At 45.2% G+C, this 19,233-nt stretch carries 15 protein-coding genes; all 15 read left to right on the top strand.

The features are described from left to right. The first annotated feature begins 3 nt into the window (after positions 1 to 3). On the top strand, positions 4 to 1,503 hold the full coding sequence (locus IUA53_RS18510) for an NAD(P)H-hydrate dehydratase (RefSeq protein WP_196899597.1): 1,500 nt from the start codon (positions 4 to 6) through the stop codon (positions 1,501 to 1,503). Between the two features lie 42 nt (positions 1,504 to 1,545). Next, positions 1,546 to 2,028, top strand: coding sequence for a tRNA (adenosine(37)-N6)-threonylcarbamoyltransferase complex ATPase subunit type 1 TsaE (tsaE, locus tag IUA53_RS18505; protein ID WP_196897541.1), 483 nt, complete (start codon positions 1,546 to 1,548; stop codon positions 2,026 to 2,028). 69 nt (positions 2,029 to 2,097) lie between these two features. Next, positions 2,098 to 3,432: an N-acetylmuramoyl-L-alanine amidase gene (locus IUA53_RS18500; protein WP_196897540.1), complete on the top strand. Its 1,335-nt coding sequence runs from the start codon at positions 2,098 to 2,100 to the stop codon at positions 3,430 to 3,432. A gap of 34 nt (positions 3,433 to 3,466) precedes the next feature. Continuing rightward, positions 3,467 to 5,245, top strand: a complete 1,779-nt coding sequence (gene mutL, locus IUA53_RS18495; protein ID WP_196897539.1) for a DNA mismatch repair endonuclease MutL — start codon at positions 3,467 to 3,469, stop codon at positions 5,243 to 5,245. Further along, positions 5,238 to 6,173 carry a tRNA (adenosine(37)-N6)-dimethylallyltransferase MiaA gene (gene miaA / locus IUA53_RS18490; protein ID WP_044058339.1) on the top strand — a complete coding sequence of 312 codons (936 nt, stop codon included), beginning with the start codon at positions 5,238 to 5,240 and terminating at the stop codon, positions 6,171 to 6,173. The genes mutL and miaA overlap by 8 nt, the downstream gene beginning before the upstream one ends. Positions 6,174 to 6,251: 78 nt before the next feature. Continuing rightward, positions 6,252 to 6,503: an RNA chaperone Hfq gene (hfq, locus tag IUA53_RS18485; protein WP_044058338.1), complete on the top strand. Its 252-nt coding sequence runs from the start codon at positions 6,252 to 6,254 to the stop codon at positions 6,501 to 6,503. Between the two features lie 17 nt (positions 6,504 to 6,520). Beyond that, a complete protein-coding gene (hflX, locus tag IUA53_RS18480) occupies positions 6,521 to 7,810 on the top strand; it encodes a ribosome rescue GTPase HflX (protein ID WP_044058337.1) in 1,290 nt (429 codons plus the stop codon). A gap of 69 nt (positions 7,811 to 7,879) precedes the next feature. Next, positions 7,880 to 9,028, top strand: coding sequence for an FtsH protease activity modulator HflK (gene hflK, locus IUA53_RS18475; protein ID WP_044058336.1), 1,149 nt, complete (start codon positions 7,880 to 7,882; stop codon positions 9,026 to 9,028). Between the two features lie 5 nt (positions 9,029 to 9,033). Further along, positions 9,034 to 9,918 carry a protease modulator HflC gene (gene hflC, locus IUA53_RS18470; protein ID WP_044059100.1) on the top strand — a complete coding sequence of 295 codons (885 nt, stop codon included), beginning with the start codon at positions 9,034 to 9,036 and terminating at the stop codon, positions 9,916 to 9,918. A gap of 232 nt (positions 9,919 to 10,150) precedes the next feature. Further along, a complete protein-coding gene (locus IUA53_RS18465) occupies positions 10,151 to 11,749 on the top strand; it encodes an AbgT family transporter (protein WP_375276538.1) in 1,599 nt (532 codons plus the stop codon). Positions 11,750 to 12,547: 798 nt separating this feature from the next. Continuing rightward, a complete protein-coding gene (locus IUA53_RS18460) occupies positions 12,548 to 14,662 on the top strand; it encodes an ATP-binding protein (protein ID WP_196897537.1) in 2,115 nt (704 codons plus the stop codon). Beyond that, positions 14,655 to 15,722 carry a DNA cytosine methyltransferase gene (locus IUA53_RS18455; RefSeq protein WP_196897536.1) on the top strand — a complete coding sequence of 356 codons (1,068 nt, stop codon included), beginning with the start codon at positions 14,655 to 14,657 and terminating at the stop codon, positions 15,720 to 15,722. Before IUA53_RS18460 ends, IUA53_RS18455 begins: the two co-directional genes overlap by 8 nt. A gap of 226 nt (positions 15,723 to 15,948) precedes the next feature. Further along, positions 15,949 to 17,028: a ferrochelatase gene (hemH, locus tag IUA53_RS18450; RefSeq protein ID WP_044058334.1), complete on the top strand. Its 1,080-nt coding sequence runs from the start codon at positions 15,949 to 15,951 to the stop codon at positions 17,026 to 17,028. 23 nt (positions 17,029 to 17,051) lie between these two features. Beyond that, complete coding sequence (locus IUA53_RS18445) at positions 17,052 to 17,462, top strand: DUF4112 domain-containing protein (RefSeq protein WP_196897535.1); 411 nt, start codon at positions 17,052 to 17,054, stop codon at positions 17,460 to 17,462. A 126-nt stretch (positions 17,463 to 17,588) separates the two neighbouring features. Next, positions 17,589 to 19,229, top strand: a complete 1,641-nt coding sequence (locus IUA53_RS18440; protein WP_196897534.1) for an acetolactate synthase large subunit — start codon at positions 17,589 to 17,591, stop codon at positions 19,227 to 19,229. The last annotated feature ends 4 nt before the right edge of the window (positions 19,230 to 19,233 follow it).

Below are 19,233 nucleotides of genomic sequence, written 5' to 3'. Positions count from 1 at the left end.
GCTATGTTAGATACTCAACTCTCCTCAAGCTTATCATACAAACTGTTTCGCGCCGATCAGGTAAGGGAAAATGAAGGAAAAGCGGCAGCAGAGTCTGGCTGTGATTTGGCCACCTTAATGCAAAGGGCTGGCGATGCCGTGTACCTACAGTGCCAAGAGCGGTTTGCCAATTCAGATGTTTACCTTGTTCTGGTTGGGCAGGGCAATAACGCTGGCGATGGCTATATTACAGCGCTTAATGCAAAACAAGCAGGAAAACAGGTTATCGTGTGCGCGGTTGAACCAGAGCGCACGCTTGAGGGCGACGCCGGTGACGCACAAGCGAAATGGTTAAATGCGGGAGGCAAAATAAAAGCCTTTGAGAAAGGTGATATAGACAAAGCTGATATCATTATTGATGCATTGTTAGGCACCGGGATCACAACCACGATTCGAAATGAATTTGCAGATATAATCGATGCGGTAAATAGTGCCGTCACCCCCGTGGTGAGTATCGATGTTCCTTCTGGTTTAGATGCGAATACCGGTCAAAGCATGGGGCGATGTGTTCAAGCCAATGTCACTGTCACTTTCGTTGGGATTAAACCTGGATTAGTGACTGGGGCCGGTAAGCAGTCTTGTGGGCAATTGGTCTACGCCGATTTGGGTGTGGGTAAAGCGTTTCAATCGCTGGCAAAGGCCAGTGCAACTTTGCTGAACATCGACCACTTCAAAGGCATGGGCCCCCGCGATGTGCACAGCCATAAAGGCACATACGGCCGGCTATTATGTATTGGTGGCAACAAAGGCACAGCGGGCGCGATTAGGCTGGCCAGTGAAGCGGCATTGCGTAGCGGCGCTGGTATGGTTCGCGTTTACACGCATCAATCGTCGGTGATACAAGTCAGTGCGGGTAGACCTGAACTTATGGTGACGGACAGCGACTTAGATGCCGCGCTAGAATGGGCTAGCTGTGTGGTTATTGGGCCAGGGCTAGGGCAAGATAGTTGGGCCGACCAGGCGTTTGCAATCACAATGAAGCATTGTCAGGCGCACAACAAACCGGTAGTAATAGATGCTGATGCCCTCAACCTTTTATGCAAACAGTCCACCGCATACACCATTAACGAAAGTATACTTACTCCCCATGCTGGCGAAGCGGCTCGTTTGCTGGGCGTGTCGGTAGACGATGTAGAAGGTGACCGTTTCAATTATGCTCGTCAGTGTTCTCAACGTTACCACGCGGTTTGTGTGCTAAAAGGGGCGGGCACACTCATTGATAACGAGGAAAAAACCTGGGTTTGCCGCCATGGAAATCCAGCCCTTGCCACCGCAGGAAGCGGAGACGTATTAAGTGGCATCCTAGGTGCTTTAATGGCGCAAGGGTTAGCGGTAGACATCGCGGCAAAATATGGCGTGGTACTTCATGCTAAAGCAGGTGATGATATTGCGCAGCAGTACGGGCAACGTGGTATGATTGCAAGTGACCTGTTTGACGCGGTTCGCGTGCTAATTAATCAATAATGCGCTGGCTTACGCTGGTTTTGTTTTGTGGAAAGTAAATTAATGTCGTATCCCCACTCTACCTTTTACGCCAAAACACCTGAAGAAACAGAGGTGTTGTCAAAAGATTTAGCCTCGGCGGTTGCTGCGCAATCGCCCATTGAGGCGGTGATTTATTTAGACGGCGATCTCGGGGCGGGAAAAACCACCTTTAGTCGCTATTTTATTCAATCACTCGGTCACAATGGCAGTGTAAAAAGCCCAACTTATACGCTGGTTGAGCCCTATGAGTTGGAAACCGTGTCTGTTTACCATTTTGATTTATACCGGTTGGCTGACCCAGAAGAGCTAGAATTTATGGGCATTCGCGATTATTTCGGCGACGGAACTATCGCGCTAGTAGAATGGTCTGAAAAAGGCGCGGAATACTTGGCATCGCCCGACATAGTGATTAGTATAAATATTGACCCTGCAGGACGCCAATTTAAAATAGAGGCGCGCTCTGCCAAAGGCGCTAAAATACTGCAAAACTGTAAGTGCATTTAGCAAAGAGACGACAAAATACAACGATAAACCTGGTTCAACAGGTACGCAAAGGCGAAGTAAGGCTTAACTATGGTGCGCAAAATATTATGGGTAATGAGCTTGTGCATATGGGCGCAAATTGTCTTCGCTGCCCAAAATAACATTGATGGCCTTCGCATTTGGCCATCAACAGACTCCACCCGTGTGGTTTTTGATATGTCGGGTGCACCAGAATTTAGCTACTTTACGTTAAAAAATCCCCATCGTTTGGTTATCGATTTACCCCGAACTTCCGACAAAGCAAAATTGAAAACTGCCGATAAAACTGGCTCGTTGGTTAAAAGAGTACGCTACTCCACGCCTAAAAATAAGCAATCGGCGCGCATTGTTATTGAACTTAATCGCGCAGCCACCCCCTCTATTTTTGCTATGGCGCCCACCCACCCTTATGGGCATCGGCTTGTGGTCGATTTAAAAGACAGTGCCCCTGTGACGGCGAAGCCACAACAGAATACCGTGGTCATGGACGAAAGCCACAGCCAACGAGATAGAGACATCATCGTGGCAATTGACGCGGGCCATGGCGGCCACGACCCGGGTTCAGTGGGGCCTGCTGGCACCTATGAAAAACATATCACCTTGAGTATTGCCAAAAAGCTCGAAGCTATGGTGAACGACGAGCCCGGTATGCGCGCGATTATGACCAGAAGCGGCGATTATTATATTTCTCCCAATCAGCGGCCTGAAATTGCTCGCCAGAAAAAAGCGGACTTACTTATTTCCATCCATGCCGATGCATTTAGTCAGCCGCAACCGAAAGGCGGGTCGGTATGGGTATTATCAATGAGAAGGGCCGACACCGAGTTAGGTCGATGGTTGGAGAAATCAGAGCGCCATTCAGAGTTGCTAGGTGGGGCTGCTGAAGTCATTAACGATAAATCAAGCGAGCGATACTTAACAGAGACCATACTGGGTTTATCGATGGATCATAGTATGGCCACAAGTCATGACCTTGGAAATAAGGTTGTGGAAGAATTGAAGCAAGTGACATCCCTCCATAAGAAACGACCGCAAGCGGCCAGTTTTGCTGTACTCACTGCACCAGATATTCCTTCCATATTGGTTGAGGTCGGGTTTATTTCAAATCCACAGGAAGAGAAAAACCTTAACTGGGCGAAGCATCGTGAACGCCTAGCCAATGCCATGTTCAGTGCAACTAAGCGGTATTTCAAACAAGTACCACCGGATGGCACGTTATGGGCGTCGATGAGATCGTCAAACCGAACGCACAAAGTGAAAAGTGGGGAGTCGCTTTCTCTGCTAGCACAGCGTTATAATGTTAAAGTCAGTAGCCTTAAAGCGGCGAACAATCTCAACAGTGACGTTGTACGAATCGGGCAAGTACTTAGCATTCCAAGTACCTAATTTCCTCACATTAAAACAGTAAACAGGTTTTCCTTTGCCTATACAGTTATTATCCCCCCAGTTGGCGAACCAAATCGCCGCCGGCGAAGTGGTAGAGCGCCCCGCCTCCGTAGTTAAAGAGCTATTGGAGAACAGCCTTGATGCGGGTGCCAATCGAATCGAGGTTGAAATCGAAAAGGGGGGGCATAAACGTATTCTCATTCGTGATAACGGCAAAGGGATCGCGAAAGATGAACTTCAACTTGCGCTAAGTCGTCATGCCACCAGTAAAATAGTCACCCTTGATGACCTAGAGCATATCATGTCATTGGGGTTTCGTGGTGAGGCGCTAGCCAGTATTAGTTCGGTTAGCCGGTTAACTTTAACCTCAAGGCCTGAAAGCCAATCAGAAGCGTGGCAAGCTTACTGTGAAGGGCGCGAGATGGCTGTCACTATTCAACCGGCAGCTCACCCTAAAGGCACCACAATAGATGTGGCCGACCTTTTCTACAATACCCCGGCAAGGCGCAAGTTTCTGCGTACTGAAAAAACAGAATTCCAGCATATTGAAGAGGTGATTAAACGCATCGCTTTAAGTAACCCACAAGCCAGCTTTTTGCTCAAACACAACGGCAAAATGGTAAAACGTTATGTTGCGGATAAGCTGGGGTCACTCGCATCAAGAATTGCTGCCGTGTTAGGTCAGAAATTTATCGAAAATGCGGTACAGGTTAAGGTGGATTATCAAGGTATTTCGTTAACTGCATGGCTAGGCAATGAGGTGATGCTTAGAAGCAGTAATGATTTGCAGTTTAGCTTTGTTAACGGGCGTAGTATGCGAGATAAGCTTATAATGCATGCTATACGGCAGGCCTACGAGAGTGTATGGGGAATTGTAGAGCAGCCAGCGTTTGTTGTTTATATGACCATCGACCCCAAAGATGTGGACGTCAATGTTCACCCAGCGAAACATGAAGTCCGTTTTCAGCAAGGCAGGCTGGTACATGATTTTATCTGTAAATCGGTATGCGATGCATTACAGGAAATAAGCGAACCTGAAGCCAGTGAACCTAATAGTGAACACTCAGGTTCAGAGCACACATCCATAGAAGTACCGGTCAAAGCGTTTGAGCACAGTCACGTAAATCATGACTATATTCGCCCGTTAACGAGTACGCCACGTTCGCAGCCGGCGCCTCAAGCGCGAGAGTCGGGCACTTATTCATCGCGTCAGTCAAAAGGCCCAAGTGCGGCATATCAAGCTGGATTTAATGCATTAATGTCGCCAAATGGCAACACTCAAGCCCAGGCGTCAGGTAGAAGCATTGCCGACGAAGCCGCTTTTCAACTGACAAGCTTGTGTAGAATTTACACACAAGGTGAGAAAGTTTTCCTTTTAGAAGTTACTCAAATAGTGCCGTTATGGCTGCTTGAACAATGCAAGAGTGCCGAGCATAGCCAGCCATTATTGATGCCAGTGGCGTTAAATAGTCAGGGGGCAAATGAGGCGACCATTGCACTTTTGCAGCAGCTCAACTTTGAAATCAATCACGTTGCGGGAAAATTTAGATTACAACAGGTCCCCGCCGGAACCCGCCATTTGCCTTGGTTGCGATGGTTCGAAAAACTCATATCTTCCACGTTGAACAATATAGATGATATAGCGTCGTCGTTTCTCATTGATGAAGATGAAGTCGATAAGAATACGGCGTTGGATGTATGGCACTGGTTGGATCAGCAAAGTGATCGTAAACAATGGGAAATGGTTGAGCGATTTGGTAAAGTGCGCGACTTAACCCGTGTGCTTGAGTTTTGGAGAGGTGTTGATGGTTAATGGCACAGAACCTGCAAAACCTGTGATAGCTATCATGGGGCCAACTGCCTCTGGTAAAACGGGTCTGGCACTTGAGCTAGCAGAAAAAGTTGAGTGCGAAATAATCAGCGTAGACTCAGCTTTAGTCTACACTAATATGGACATAGGTACGGCGAAGCCGACGCAAGCAGAAAGGCAGTCGGTACCTCATCATCTTATTGATATTATTGACCCGTCGCAGAGTTACTCGGTGGCGGAATTTTGTCGTGATACCGTTAAGTTAATTGAAGATATACACGGCAGAAACAAGGTGCCAATTTTGGCAGGGGGTACAATGATGTACTTTAATGCCTTGATAAATGGAATTTCGCCACTACCTAAGTCTGATGAAAAGATACGTGCAGAGATAACCACACAGGCTGAAAGCTTGGGATGGTCTAAATTGCATGACGAGTTGTGTCGCGTCGATCCCGTTAGTGGTGCGAGAATTCACCCTAATGATCCGCAACGTTTAACTCGCGCACTAGAAGTTTATCGCAGTACGGGCAAAAACTTGACGTATTGGCAACAAGAGAAAGGTGAGGCTTGCCCTTACCCCATTAGCCAATTCGCTATTGCGCCGTCTGAAAGAAGTATATTGCATGAGCGTATCGCTACGCGCTTTGATATCATGCTTGAAGAAGGTTTTGAACAGGAAGTTAAACAGCTATACGAACGGGGTGATCTAAATGAAGATCTACCTTCTATACGTTCCGTAGGCTATCGGCAAATGTGGCAATACATTGATGGGCAAATGTCGTATGACGACATGCGCGAAAGGGGTATAATTGCTACTCGCCAATTAGCCAAACGCCAGCTCACATGGTTGCGTGGATGGGAAGACGTAACCTGGCTTGACACATTTGCTAAAGATAATTTGACTAAAATTACAGCGAAAGTCACACTCTAACTTAATGGAGTGTGGTATACATTAGACGTGCAGTAGCATTTTTTCCATGCTGCGAATAATAAAAACTAAGGATATCAAATGGCTAAAGGGCAATCTTTACAAGACCCATTCTTAAATGCGTTACGCAAGGAGCGTATACCAGTATCAATTTATTTGGTTAATGGTATTAAGTTGCAGGGACAAGTGGAATCGTTCGATCAGTTCGTCATTCTACTTAAAAACACAGTGAGCCAAATGGTGTATAAGCACGCAATTTCTACCGTTGTGCCTGCTCGCGCTATTACAATGCCGAGCTCAACAGGAGATTCTGAAAATACTAAAAGTGAATAATTTAAAAGGTAACGCGCTTGTTTGACCGTTATGAAGCCGGTGAACAGGCTGTACTTGTTCATGTCAATTTTACCGATGAGAACAACAAAGAAGATTTAGCTGAACTAGAGTTGCTAGTGTCTTCTGCTGGCGTCGCCGCCGCAGATGTATTAACGACGTCTCGCAGTGCGCCTCATGCAAAATTTTTTGTTGGATCCGGGAAAGCGGAAGAGATAGCGGCAGCTGTAAAAGCGCACGACGCTAATGTCGTTATCTTCAATCACGCACTATCACCTTCACAGGAGCGTAACCTAGAAGCGGTTTGCAAATGTCGGGTGCTAGATAGAACTGGGCTTATCCTCGATATATTCGCCCAACGAGCCAGAACACACGAAGGTAAGCTTCAAGTTGAACTGGCCCAGTTGCGTCACATTTCAACCCGGCTTATTCGGGGTTGGACTCACCTTGAAAGACAAAAAGGTGGGATAGGTTTACGTGGGCCGGGTGAAACCCAGCTTGAAACCGACCGTCGTTTACTGCGAGGACGAATAAAAGCTATCTTGCGCCGTTTGGAAAAAGTACAAAAGCAGCGGGAGCAAGGTAGACGTTCAAGAAAACGTGCGGAAATTCCTACTGTATCCTTAGTGGGTTATACCAACGCAGGAAAATCTACCCTTTTCAATACAATAACCGATTCACATGTTTACGCAGCTGATCAGTTGTTTGCCACGCTAGACCCTACGCTTAGAAAAATTGAACTGAAAGACGTAGGGCCAGCTATATTGGCCGATACAGTTGGGTTTATACGTCACCTGCCTCATGATCTGGTTGCTGCGTTCAAAGCAACACTGCAAGAAACGCAAGAAGCAGACTTACTCTTACATGTAGTGGACATTGCCGACGCGAAATATCGTGAAACCATGGACGAAGTGAACAACGTATTGGAAGAAATAGATGCGGGCGACATTCAACAATTACTTATCTGTAATAAGATTGATAAACTTGAAGACGTTGAACCGCGTATAGAACGAAATGAGGACGGTATTCCAACTCGCGTCTGGTTGTCAGCCCAGACTGGCGAAGGTACCGAGTTACTGTCTCAAGCGCTTAGTGAATGCTTGGCAACAAGTATGGTAAATTACACGCTTAAAATCCCACCTGCGCAAAGTCGTCTTCGCGGAGTGCTATACGAATTAGACTGTATAGCAAACGAAGAATATGACAGCCACGGGGATTGGGTCGTCGATGTGCGTATGCAAACGGCAGACTGGAATAGGCTTGAAAAGCGTTTGGAAAACGGAATATCAGAGTATGTTGTGCGACATTAACCGTGCTTAAATTAACACGGCAATGCATGCGAATTTCAAAAATAAAACTGTAATCTATGGAGTATCAGCATGGCTTGGAATGAGCCGGGTGGCAATAATAACGACCCGTGGAAAAACCGCGGCGGACGCGATCAAGGTCCCCCGGATTTAGATGATGTATTTAAGAACTTATTTGGTAAGTTTGGTAAATCTGGTGGCAATGGTGGCTCAGGCAAAAGCTTGGGTGGCATTGGTGCCGGTATACTAATTGGCCTCATCGTTGTCATATGGATCATCAGTGGTTTCTATACCATACGTGAAGCAGAACGTGGCGTAGTGCTGCGCTTTGGTGAATATTATCAACAGGTTGAACCTGGCTTACGCTGGGCACCTACTTTTGTCGATTCTGTTATTCCTGTCGATGTGCAGTCTATCCGCGATAAATCTTCTTCTGGCTCTATGTTGACTGAAGACGAGAACGTGGTAGATGTTCAAATGGAAATGCAATATCGCGTGGTTGACCCATTCCGATGGACGTTTGCCGTAGAGAACCCTGAAATGAGCCTCAGTCAGTCGCTTGATAGCGCCATCAGATATGTAGTGGGTCACTCCACTATGGATGACGTATTGACCGATGGGCGTGAAGTCACTCGTCAACGTGTATGGGAAGAGTTACAGGCAATTATCGAACCTTATAACATGGGTGTATCGATTATTGATATGAACTTCCGTGATGCCCGTCCGCCAGAGCAAGTTAAAGATGCATTTGACGATGCTATTGCCGCCCAGGAAGACGAGCAGCGTTTCATTCGCGAAGCCGAAGCCTACGCTCGTGAGATAGAGCCGCGCGCCCGTGGCCAAGTGAATCGTATGAACGAAGAAGCTCAAGCATACAAAGAGCAAGTTACACTAGAAGCCCAAGGTGAAGTTGCACGGTTTGAAGAATTACTTCCGCAATACGAGCGTGCGCCTGAAGTTACTCGGGAACGTATCTATTTGGAAACGATGCAACAAGTACTTAGCGCCACGAGTAAAATCCTAGTGGACAGCAAAAGCGGGAACAACATGATGTATCTTCCGCTAGATAAAATAATGGAACGTCAGCAAAACAGTTCAACGCCTCGCTCTCGCAGCACCTTAGAAGGTTTGCAAATGCCAGTGCTTGATGAAGGGCAACGCAGCCGTAACAGCTCGCCCTCAACAGGGTTACGTGGCGAAAGTTACAGAGAGGGGAGATAATCATGATTAAGAATTTAGCGATTGCAATTTTAGTCTTAGTTGTCGTGCTAATGTCTGGCGCCTTATTTGTGGTCAAAGAAGGCGAGCGCGCCATTGTTATCCAATTTGGTAAAGTGCAGCGTGATGATGCAACAGGAGACACCAAAGTGTTTACCCCTGGCCTGCATTTTAAATTGCCTTTTATTGACTCGGTTAAGCATTTAGATGCGCGTGTTCAAACGTTAGATGACTCGCCAGACCGTTTCGTTACAAGTGAAAAGAAAGACTTAATTGTTGATTCTTACGTTAAGTGGCGTATTGATGATTTTGCGCGCTATTATCTATCCACTGGCGGTAACAAACTGCAAGCCGAAGCCCTATTGAAGCAAAAAGTGAACAATGGCCTTCGTTCTGAATTTGGTACACGTACCATCGGTCAGATTGTGTCTGGCGAACGTTCTGCATTGATGAACCAAGCAATGGAGCAAGCCGCAACATCATCTGACGCGTTGGGTATTGAAATTGTTGATGTGCGTGTTAAGCAGATTAACCTACCGACTGAGGTGAGCAACTCTATTTTCCAACGTATGCGTGCAGAACGTGATGCAGTGGCAAGAGAGCACCGTTCAGAGGGTCAGGAGCAAGCTGAGGTGATTCGTGCAAACATTGATGCAAAAGTTACCGTTATGTTGGCTGATGCTGAACGTAATGCAAGACAGCTTCGTGGTGAAGGTGATGCACTTGCAGCACAAATTTATGCTGATGCTTACTCTAAAAACGCAGAGTTTTATAGCTTCCTACGCAGTATGGATGCCTATAAAGCCAGTTTTGACAGCAAGCAAGACGTCATGGTCATTGGCCCCGATAGCGATTTCTTCCGTTACATGAATGGCTCGAAAGGTAAGAACTAATTTACCTCACCTAGTTAAACAAAAACCAGCTGCTTTGCAGCTGGTTTTTTTACGCCTAATTTACGCCTCTCTATCCTCTCTGTTTTTACCCCCTCTGCCCAATTGCGACAAAATCGGGTAAAATACACGCGAAAATTACATATTATAAAAATCAGCTTATTGGTACGGCACCGCAGAGCACCCTGCTGACGGGTCGGTAAGTATGAGATAAAAACGACAGGGGAATACTTTGATTCCGGATAATTCAAACACCCATTCTGCCGATAAAAACGGCGGAAATAGTGGGCTATTTTCGCGATTTCTTTCCACCGTAGAGTGGTTAGGGAATTTGCTTCCACACCCAGTAACGCTTTTTGCACTCCTTTCTGTGTTTATTGTATTGCTTAGCGGCGTACTGGGCTATTTTGATATTGCCGTGGCTGACCCTCGCCCTGAAGGCGCGAAAGGGCGCGAAGCTGACGGCATGATTGAAGTAATATCATTGATGAGCGCAGAAGGCCTGCAGCGCATCGTTACAGGATTAGTGACTAATTTCACGGGGTTTGCGCCGCTTGGTACAGTATTGGTCGCCCTCCTTGGGGTTTCTGTTGCTGAGCACTCAGGGCTATTGTCAGCGGCAATGCGTGCATTGGTAATGAACGCCTCTAAACGGGCGGTAACCTTCGCCATTGTGTTTGCCGGCATTATTTCCAATACGGCAAGTGAATTAGGTTATGTTGTACTTATTCCATTGGCTGCCATGATTTTCCATTCCTTGGGTCGTCATCCCTTAGCCGGTTTAGCCGCAGCATTTGCTGGGGTTTCTGCGGGTTATAGCGCCAACCTTTTATTAGGTACAGTAGACCCGCTTCTGTCTGGAATTACTGAGGCCGCCGCGCACATGATAGATCCAGATTACACCGTGGGGCCTGAAGTTAATTGGTACTTTATGTTTGTCAGTACCTTCGTGGTGGCCACTATGGGCGCCTTGGTCACTGAAAAGGTGGTAGAGCCTAGATTAGGGAAATTTGATGAAGCCGACGCCCCGGATGATTTAGCCGTACAAAGTATGCACAAACCTACGGCCTTAGAGAAAAAAGGATTAGTGTGGGCTGGTGTGTCGTTTCTTGTGGTGTGTGGAATATTGGCGTTAACCGTGGTGCCAGAAAGCGGAATTTTGCGTCACCCAGAAACCGGTGCGGTGCCAGGCTCGCCATTTTTAAAAGGCATTGTTGCTTTTATCTTTGTCACTTTTGCGGTGCCAGGCTTTGTTTACGGTAAAATCACTGGCACCATGAAAAACGACAAGGATGTGATTAACGCCATGGCGAAAAGCATGGGCGCCATGGGGCTGTATATCACCCTGGTGTTTTTTGCTGCGCAGTTTGTGGCGTTTTTCAAATGGACGAATTTAGGTACAGTATTGGCCGTGAAGGGTGCAGCCCTGCTTCAGGCTGTGGGTTTAGATGGCCCGTCTGTGTTTATTTTATTCATTTTAATGTGTGGTGTGGTTAACTTATCTTTGGGTAGTGCATCTGCACAATGGGCGGTAACCGCCCCCATCTTTGTACCCATGCTAATGCTGATTGGTTATTCGCCAGAGGTTATTCAAGCTGCCTATCGAATAGGAGACTCCGTCACCAATGTCATTGCGCCAATGATGAGCTATTTTGGCTTAATTCTCGCGATGGCCGCTAAATACAAAAAAGACCTGGGAATGGGAACATTGATAGCAATGATGCTGCCTTACTCCATGGTGTTTATTGTAGGGTGGACTATTCTCTTTTACATTTGGGTATTTTTGCTAGGTATGCCAGTGGGGCCAGGTGCTGCCACCTATTACCAGCCATAAAGCGCCATTGTTCTAAAGTTATCGCTATAATGTAGCTGTTACCAATGATATTTCTGTGGGGAGCAAATATTATGCTCCTCATGACTATACGTATTCCACCTTCAATTAATTGGTTAATAAAGCAACATCAAAGGCTCAATGGCGAATTGGCTGATGTTGAACGTGAACTGATACGCCTACAGTGTGTTAAAAGCGCTTTAGAGCGAGAATTAGATGCCGTTCTGGTTAAGATACTATTCAGAGCTTGCACAAAATGTAATTTCGGAAAGAAAAATCGAAGATTCTGATGATTGCAAATTGAGCTACTTGTATAAAGTTAACCATTCGATTGATTAACCTAATTTCTTTAGTCGTGTGAAACCGTCGTAACACGACAGCACGTTTCAATGACTGTAGACTTTAGCGAGTTAATCGTACACGTCCTTACGACCTTCACCTCAAACAAATTTATTAATGTGTTTAGCACATAAAATATTTAAATTTATTTTAGAGTTTAGCATGATGTAAAAATGACTTACGATGAATTCTCTCGATATTTGGGAAAAGCTGGCTGGACCGCCAAGGAGTTTGCATTGCTTCTAAAAAAAGCAACCCAATTCATGCAAAAAGTGGACGAATTCCCAATGAGTTACGAGTTATTGCTGCTTTGATGGGTACGATGGCTGAGAAGAATATAGACTTTAGAGAGCAACATTTAAGCTTAGATATTCAAACCCGTAAAGTTAGAGGAGGTGCTGAGATTGGAAAGTTCGGTGGGAATCCTCAAAGAAGTATGTTCAAGAATAAAAAGGAATTGAGATGAATCAAAAAGTTGACAATAAAAACAATAAAGAGTTTGTTCTTAAATATAGTCATAACATCATAGAGCATTTGGGATTAAAGCTATATCAAAACAAGCCAACAAACGTGATTGCTGAGCTAATCTCTAACTCTTGGGACGCTGACGCAGAGAGTGTTTGGATAGAGTTAAACCAGCCAGAAAGTATTGCCATTATGGATGACGGTGTTGGTATGACAGAGCAGGAACTGATCGAGAAGTACTTCATAATAGGCAAGAAAAAGAGAGCAGGAAGTACACTCGCATCAAGAACAACGAAAGAGCGATGTATAATGGGCAGGAAAGGTATAGGTAAACTTGCTCCATTTGGAATAGCTCGAAAGCTATCGCTTATAACTGTTAGCCGTACAACAGGGTTATTTTATTGGTTTGAACTTGATCTATCTGGAATGCTCTCGGATTCTGATAGCCTTTTAGAGCCACAAGCAAAAGAATATAGGCCGAAAATAATTTGTGATGGTGTGGCTGAGTCTGAATTACCGCTCCAAGAAGAGAGAAATGGTTATGTCAGTCGGTTTTTACGTAAAATTGATGGACAAGGAACCTTAATCGTTCTTTCTGATCTATCCCTCAAAAAATCTGTATCTGAAAAGCGCCTGAAGGAATCGATAGGTCAACGTTTCACGGTAACTCTATTGAGAGATGATTTTTCCGTAAATGTTAATGATAAAGTTGTAGAAGAAAAAGATGCATTACCTGCTTTCCACATACGATATCCAGAAAAAGGTTACAAGTCGGAAACTGTAAAAATTAATGGCCAGGATAGAGAAGTTAAGTTCTGGGTAGGATTTGTCGAAAAGGCAGATTGGCCTCAAGACCAAGCGGGTGTGGGTGTATATACACATGGAAAAATTGCACAGGACAGGCCATTCGTATTCGGTTTAAAAGGAAGCGAGATATGGACTCGCTATATGTATGGGGTGGTAGAAGCTGACTGGTTAGACGAATTTGACGAGGATATTGTTTCGACAGATAGAACAAGTATCAACTGGGAGCACGATGACACTAAGGATCTGTATGATTGGGGAAAAGATGAAGTTGGTAAGTGGATCAGACAGTACCAGAAAGACCGCAAAATCAAAAACGAAGGGATCGTGACCAAAAAAGTTAGAAGTTTGCAGGGTGAGCTCAAAGTAACTCCCGTGGAACAGCAAGCTATAACAGATATTGTCTGCTCTATGAGTAATAAAATCCAAAAAGATGAGCAGTTGCAAAATGAAGTTATCACTAAATTAGCGTCAGCATGGACCCATCAACCCAGCCAGACGATCATCAAGTCATTATGGAACAGGGTTGACTCAGTTGATAATGAAAATGAGTTTATTACGGTACTAGATCAAATCCACGAGCACCTGGTGCCAGAAGCAATGTCACTTTCAATCATGGTTTCACAAAGAATTTATGCTCTAACAAAACTTGAGCGGTTGAGTAAAACAGGAACTGAACCCCAGTTACAAGCGTTATTAGAAGAATTTCCTTGGATTCTTGGCTCCGATAAAGGAAAGGTCTACGCAGACGAGACAATGAAGGAGGTTGCGAAAAAAGCGGCTTTGGATGGAACACTCGAGGCACATGGCTTTACTGAACGAGATGTTAAAGACCAGCCGGACTCAGGTACTAGACCAGACTTTACCGTTTTCTCCGATGCAAACAATAAAACAATCATATTGATTGAGCTAAAGAGCCCGCTTGTGGATTTGCAAAGAAGGCACTACAACCAGCTGCAAACGTATATGGGATGGTTTCAAGACCACTACTCAGACTCCAATGTTTTTGGTTATCTTATTGGACGTAATCCTAATGAATGGCGCAGAAAGAATAACAACAACAAAATAGAGATTATGTCTTGGCAGGATGTCTGCTTGTCTTCTAGAAAAGACTACGTAGAGCTTTTAGCATCCATGATCAACGGTGTTTCTGCAGAATATGTTGATGATTACAGGATAAGAAGAGCAATTGAGCTTGGTGGAAAGGAATCGATAGATCTTCTCAAGAAGTTGGCAGAAGCTAATTCAACTTTATCTGAATTTTTTCAACGAATTAATAAAAAGACCGGTGGAGATTTTGGTGCTTAGTTCGATAGATTTATTTGCTGGCGGCGGCGGTCTTTCAGAGGGTATGAAGCAGGCTGGTTTTTCTGTTTTATCTGCTGTTGAAAATAATCCATATGCCGCAGAAACCTTTAGAGCCAATAACAAAGATGCGGTAATGTTTGAAAACGACATCAGGTTTGTATCAGGCAAGGAAATCCTCAAAAGAGCAGAAATAAAAAAAGGGGAACTTGACCTGCTTGCAGGTTGCCCCCCTTGCCAAAGCTTTTCATCACTAACAAGAAATTATCGAGAGGAAGACTCTAGAAATAGTCTCATTAAAGAAGTATCTAGGTTAGTTCGGGAAACTATGCCCAAAGCAATTATGATTGAAAATGTTCCTGGGTTGGCTAAAAGAGGTAAAACATTCCTTGATGACTTTCTTTCGAGTATTGCTAGTTTGGGCTACAAGGCGAATTTCGATGTTCTTCAGGTTGCAAACTATGGTGTGCCACAAGACAGAAAAAGATTTGTACTTTTAGCTGGGTTGGGTTTTGAAATTGAGATACCCAAACCGACTCACTCAAGAAAAGGGGATGAAAACATGAGACCTTGGGTAACAGTAGGAGAAGCGCTGAAGGATGTCGACGAGCCCATTTTACTGTCTGAAGCCAATCGAAATGGTGGAGGGCGAAAGTTTAATTGGAATGTAACTCGAAATCTAGCCTCTATTAATCTCGAAAGGTTAAAGCATTTGAAACCAGGGGGACCGAGATATGATATTCCAGATCACCTGAGGCCCGAATGTCATAAAGGAGTAAATAATGGTTTTTCAAATGTTTACGGTAGGATGAGCTTTGAGAGCGTATCACCAACGATTACTGGTGGTTGTACTGTTTTGAGCAAAGGCCGATTTGGTCATCCAGTTGCAGATAGGACTATATCTGTTCGTGAAGCAGCTCGACTGCAAACATTTCCTGATTCTTTTTCATTTGAGTCCGACTATATAGACCATGTTTGTCAAATTATTGGAAATGCTCTTCCTTGTGAGTTTGCCCGTGTGATGAGTAACGCTTGTCGTGAATCAATCCAGAAGCATGCATAAAACAACATCTTAATTACAGCTAAAGCTCAAGAAAAACTTTAGCTGTAACTTTGTGCATCAGCTACATAATAGCGAGAGTTATGAAAAAAGGCGGTTTAAACCGCCTTTTTAATCGCTTTTTCTTGTTAGGTCAATCGCCGGATATTTCTCTCACTTGCGATCATAATTAGCGCTAATTCAGTATAATAAGTACATCCTTTAAAAATACTAAACGCGGAAAGAATTCATGAAATACAAAAGTAATACGGGCTTTACTCACGCGCAAAAAGACAAAATAGGCGTGTTGATTACCAACCTGGGAACCCCAGAAAGCCCAACTGCCACTGCGTTAAGACCGTATTTAAAAGAGTTTCTTTCCGACCCCCGTGTTGTTGAAGTACCAAAAGCCATATGGTGGTTTGTACTTAATCTTATTATTTTGAACACGCGCCCGAAAAAATCAGCGGAAGCCTATGCCACGGTATGGACAGATGAGGGGTCGCCCCTATTGTCTATTACCAAAGCGCAATCAAAAGCGTTAGAAGCCCGGTGCAAAACCGAGTATGGCGATGATGTGGTTGTGGATTATGCCATGCGATATGGCAATCCTTCGGTATCTAGTGTCATAGACAATATGCTAGCAAAAGGCGTGAGAAAGCTGGTTGTATTGCCACTGTACCCCCAATATTGTGCGTCTACTACGGGTTCTACATTTGATGCGGTGGCTGCCGATTTTACTAAACGCCGTTGGTTACCAGAATTGAGATTCGTCAATAATTACCACGATAGAGACAGTTACATTACCGCGCTGGCGAATAAGGTAAAAGCGCATTGGTCCACGCATGGTAAAGCGCAAAAACTGGTGCTTTCTTATCACGGTATTCCGAAGCGCTACCTCATGAATGGCGACCCCTACCATTGTGAGTGTCACAAAACCTCGCGTTTACTTGCAGAAAAGCTGGGCTTGGCACACGATGAATACATGACTACATTTCAGTCTCGATTTGGCCGTGAAGAGTGGTTAACTCCCTATACTGACGAAACCATGAAGTCATTGCCTGATAAAGGCGTTAAATCTATTCAGGTTATGTGTCCAGGCTTCTCTGCCGACTGCTTGGAAACCATAGAGGAAATTGGTGAAGAAAACCGGGAATACTTTATGGAGGCTGGCGGCGAAAAGTATGAGTATATCCCAGCGTTGAACAGCGACGATGAACATATGGATGTAATTTTCGACATTGTTAAGGAAAATCTGCATGGTTGGCAACTAGGCGGTGAAAATGCCTTACGCGCAGACCTTGCTCGTGCGCTTGGCGCGACGAAGTAACCTTTTGAAAGTGGAGAAGCAACATGGAAGTTAAAGCACCCAAAGCCTTACTTAAAGCGCAGAAGCTCGCCAACCTTCTAGACACGGCAATTAAGCTTCCTTTCATTCCGATTCGTATAGGCCTAGATTCTATTGTTGGCCTTATTCCTGGGGCGGGTGATGCGTTGATGTTGTTAATTTCATTGCGTATTGTTTGGCTGGGGAAGTCATTGGGCATGCCTAGAGCGCTGGTAGCGCAAATGGTTAAGAACTCAGCGATAGATTTTGGCTTGGGCTTTGTTCCGTTTATTGGTGATTTGATTGACGTCTTTTACAAAGCTAACCAAAAAAACGTGCGTCTTATGGAGCGCTGGTGGATAAGCCAGAACAAAGAGAGCGTGGATGTCGCTACCCAACAGAAATTGGCTCAGTGGGAAGCCGGTTTAGATAAGTAGCAGGCGTTAGTCCGCCAAATGGATAGGGCTGTCATTAAATAAGATCAATCGTTAATTATACTCCCTCCGTAGCAAGAGTATCTTGGTGCATTCCTGCGCCATTACACCGCATGGAGTATATGAGCAATGAAAGCGTCTGATTTATTTGTTAAAGCCCTAGAAGCCGAAGGTGTAGAGTATATTTTCGGGATCCCCGGCGAAGAAAATCTAGACTTGTTAGAGTCGCTTCGCACATCCACAATCAAACTCATATTAACACGCCATGAACAAGGGGCGGGCTTTATGGCCGCCACTTACGGGCGACTCACGGGAAAGGTGGGTGTATGCCTTGCTACCTTGGGGCCGGGGGCCACGAACCTGGTTACGCCCGCCGCCTATGCACAGCTAGGTGCGATGCCCATGTTAATGATAACCGGTCAAAAGCCGATTAAAACCAGCAAGCAAGGCCGTTTTCAGGTTATCGATATTGTTGACATGATGCGGCCAATCACAAAGTTTACAGCCCAAGTTGTCAGTGGAGATAGAATACCCTCCATGGTGCGCGAAGCGTTTCGCCTTGCTCATGAAGAGCGTCCAGGTGCTGTGCATATTGAATTGCCAGAAGATATTGCGGTAGAAACCACGACCCAACCTTTACTGTCCCCCAGCCTAACTCGACGCCCTATCGCTGAATACAAAGCCATTGCCAATGCTATAGATATGATTGAGCAGGCCACCTCTCCTTTGCTGCTGATTGGCGCAGGTGCAAATCGCAAGCTAACGGCAAAAATGTTGCGTGAATTTGTAGATAAAACCTGTATTCCTTTTGTGACTACCCAAATGGGCAAAGGCGTTCTGAATGAAAGCGACCCTAGGTTTGCAGGCAACACAGCGTTATCAGACAACGACTTTGTACACCGTGCCATTGAACGTGCCGATCTCATCATTAATGTGGGCCATGACGTGGTGGAAAAACCGCCCTTTTTCATGCATCACAATGGCAAAAAGGTGATTCATATTAATTTTGAATCCGCCGCTGTGGACCCGGTATATTTTCCTCAAGCGGAAGTGATAGGCGATATTGCAAATAGTGTTTGGCAAATAAAAGAAGGGATTGAGCCACAAGAAACGTGGAAGCTCGACTTTTATAAAGATGTTCATGAGGCGTATGTACAACATAGAGCTGAAGCCGAAAACGACAGTCGCTTCCCTATTTTACCTGAGCGTTTTGTTAGGGATATTCGCAAGGTCATGCCGGACGAGGGAATCGTCACCTTAGATAATGGCGTTTATAAAATTTGGTTCGCACGCAATTATCCAGCCTACCACCCAAATACGTTACTTCTTGATAACGCGCTAGCTTCTATGGGCGCAGGCTTACCATCGGCCATTGCCGCAAAGTTGGTGAAGCCTGATGTGCCGGTACTTAGCGTGTGCGGCGACGGGGGATTTATGATGAATAGTCAGGAAATTGAAACCGCCGTACGGTTAAAGCTAGATTTGGTTGTGATCATATTGCGTGACGATGCGTACGGAATGATTAAGTGGAAGCAAGCTCACATGACGTTCGATGAATTTGGCTTAGATTATCGCAACCCTGATTTTGTGAAATATGCGCAAAGCTATGGTGCCAAAGGCTGGCGGGTGGATAGTGCAGATATCCTCATTCCTATGGTGGAGAGTTGTTTAAATAACCCCGGAGTACATGTGATTGATTGCCCCGTGGACTATAGCCAAAACGACAAAACGCTTAATCAGACGATTGCTGAATTAAGTGCCAAACTTTAAGGAG

The organism is Alteromonas sp. B31-7 (genome assembly GCF_015767655.1).
In the GTDB taxonomy this organism is placed as follows: Bacteria; Pseudomonadota; Gammaproteobacteria; order Enterobacterales; family Alteromonadaceae; genus Alteromonas; species Alteromonas australica.
This window is presented reverse-complemented; position numbering and strand designations above follow the sequence as displayed.

Excerpts from the sequence above, each read along its gene's own strand:
- IUA53_RS18510 (WP_196899597.1), top strand. The coding sequence starts at position 4 with ATGTTAGATACTCAACTCTCCTCAAGCTTATCATACAAACTGTTTCGC.
- tsaE (WP_196897541.1), top strand. The coding sequence starts at position 1,546 with ATGTCGTATCCCCACTCTACCTTTTACGCCAAAACACCTGAAGAAACA.
- IUA53_RS18500 (WP_196897540.1), top strand. The coding sequence starts at position 2,098 with ATGGTGCGCAAAATATTATGGGTAATGAGCTTGTGCATATGGGCGCAA.
- miaA (WP_044058339.1), top strand. The coding sequence starts at position 5,238 with ATGGTTAATGGCACAGAACCTGCAAAACCTGTGATAGCTATCATGGGG.
- hfq (WP_044058338.1), top strand. The coding sequence starts at position 6,252 with ATGGCTAAAGGGCAATCTTTACAAGACCCATTCTTAAATGCGTTACGC.
- hflK (WP_044058336.1), top strand. The coding sequence starts at position 7,880 with ATGGCTTGGAATGAGCCGGGTGGCAATAATAACGACCCGTGGAAAAAC.
- IUA53_RS18460 (WP_196897537.1), top strand. The coding sequence starts at position 12,548 with ATGAATCAAAAAGTTGACAATAAAAACAATAAAGAGTTTGTTCTTAAA.
- hemH (WP_044058334.1), top strand. The coding sequence starts at position 15,949 with ATGAAATACAAAAGTAATACGGGCTTTACTCACGCGCAAAAAGACAAA.
- IUA53_RS18445 (WP_196897535.1), top strand. The coding sequence starts at position 17,052 with ATGGAAGTTAAAGCACCCAAAGCCTTACTTAAAGCGCAGAAGCTCGCC.
- IUA53_RS18440 (WP_196897534.1), top strand. The coding sequence starts at position 17,589 with ATGAAAGCGTCTGATTTATTTGTTAAAGCCCTAGAAGCCGAAGGTGTA.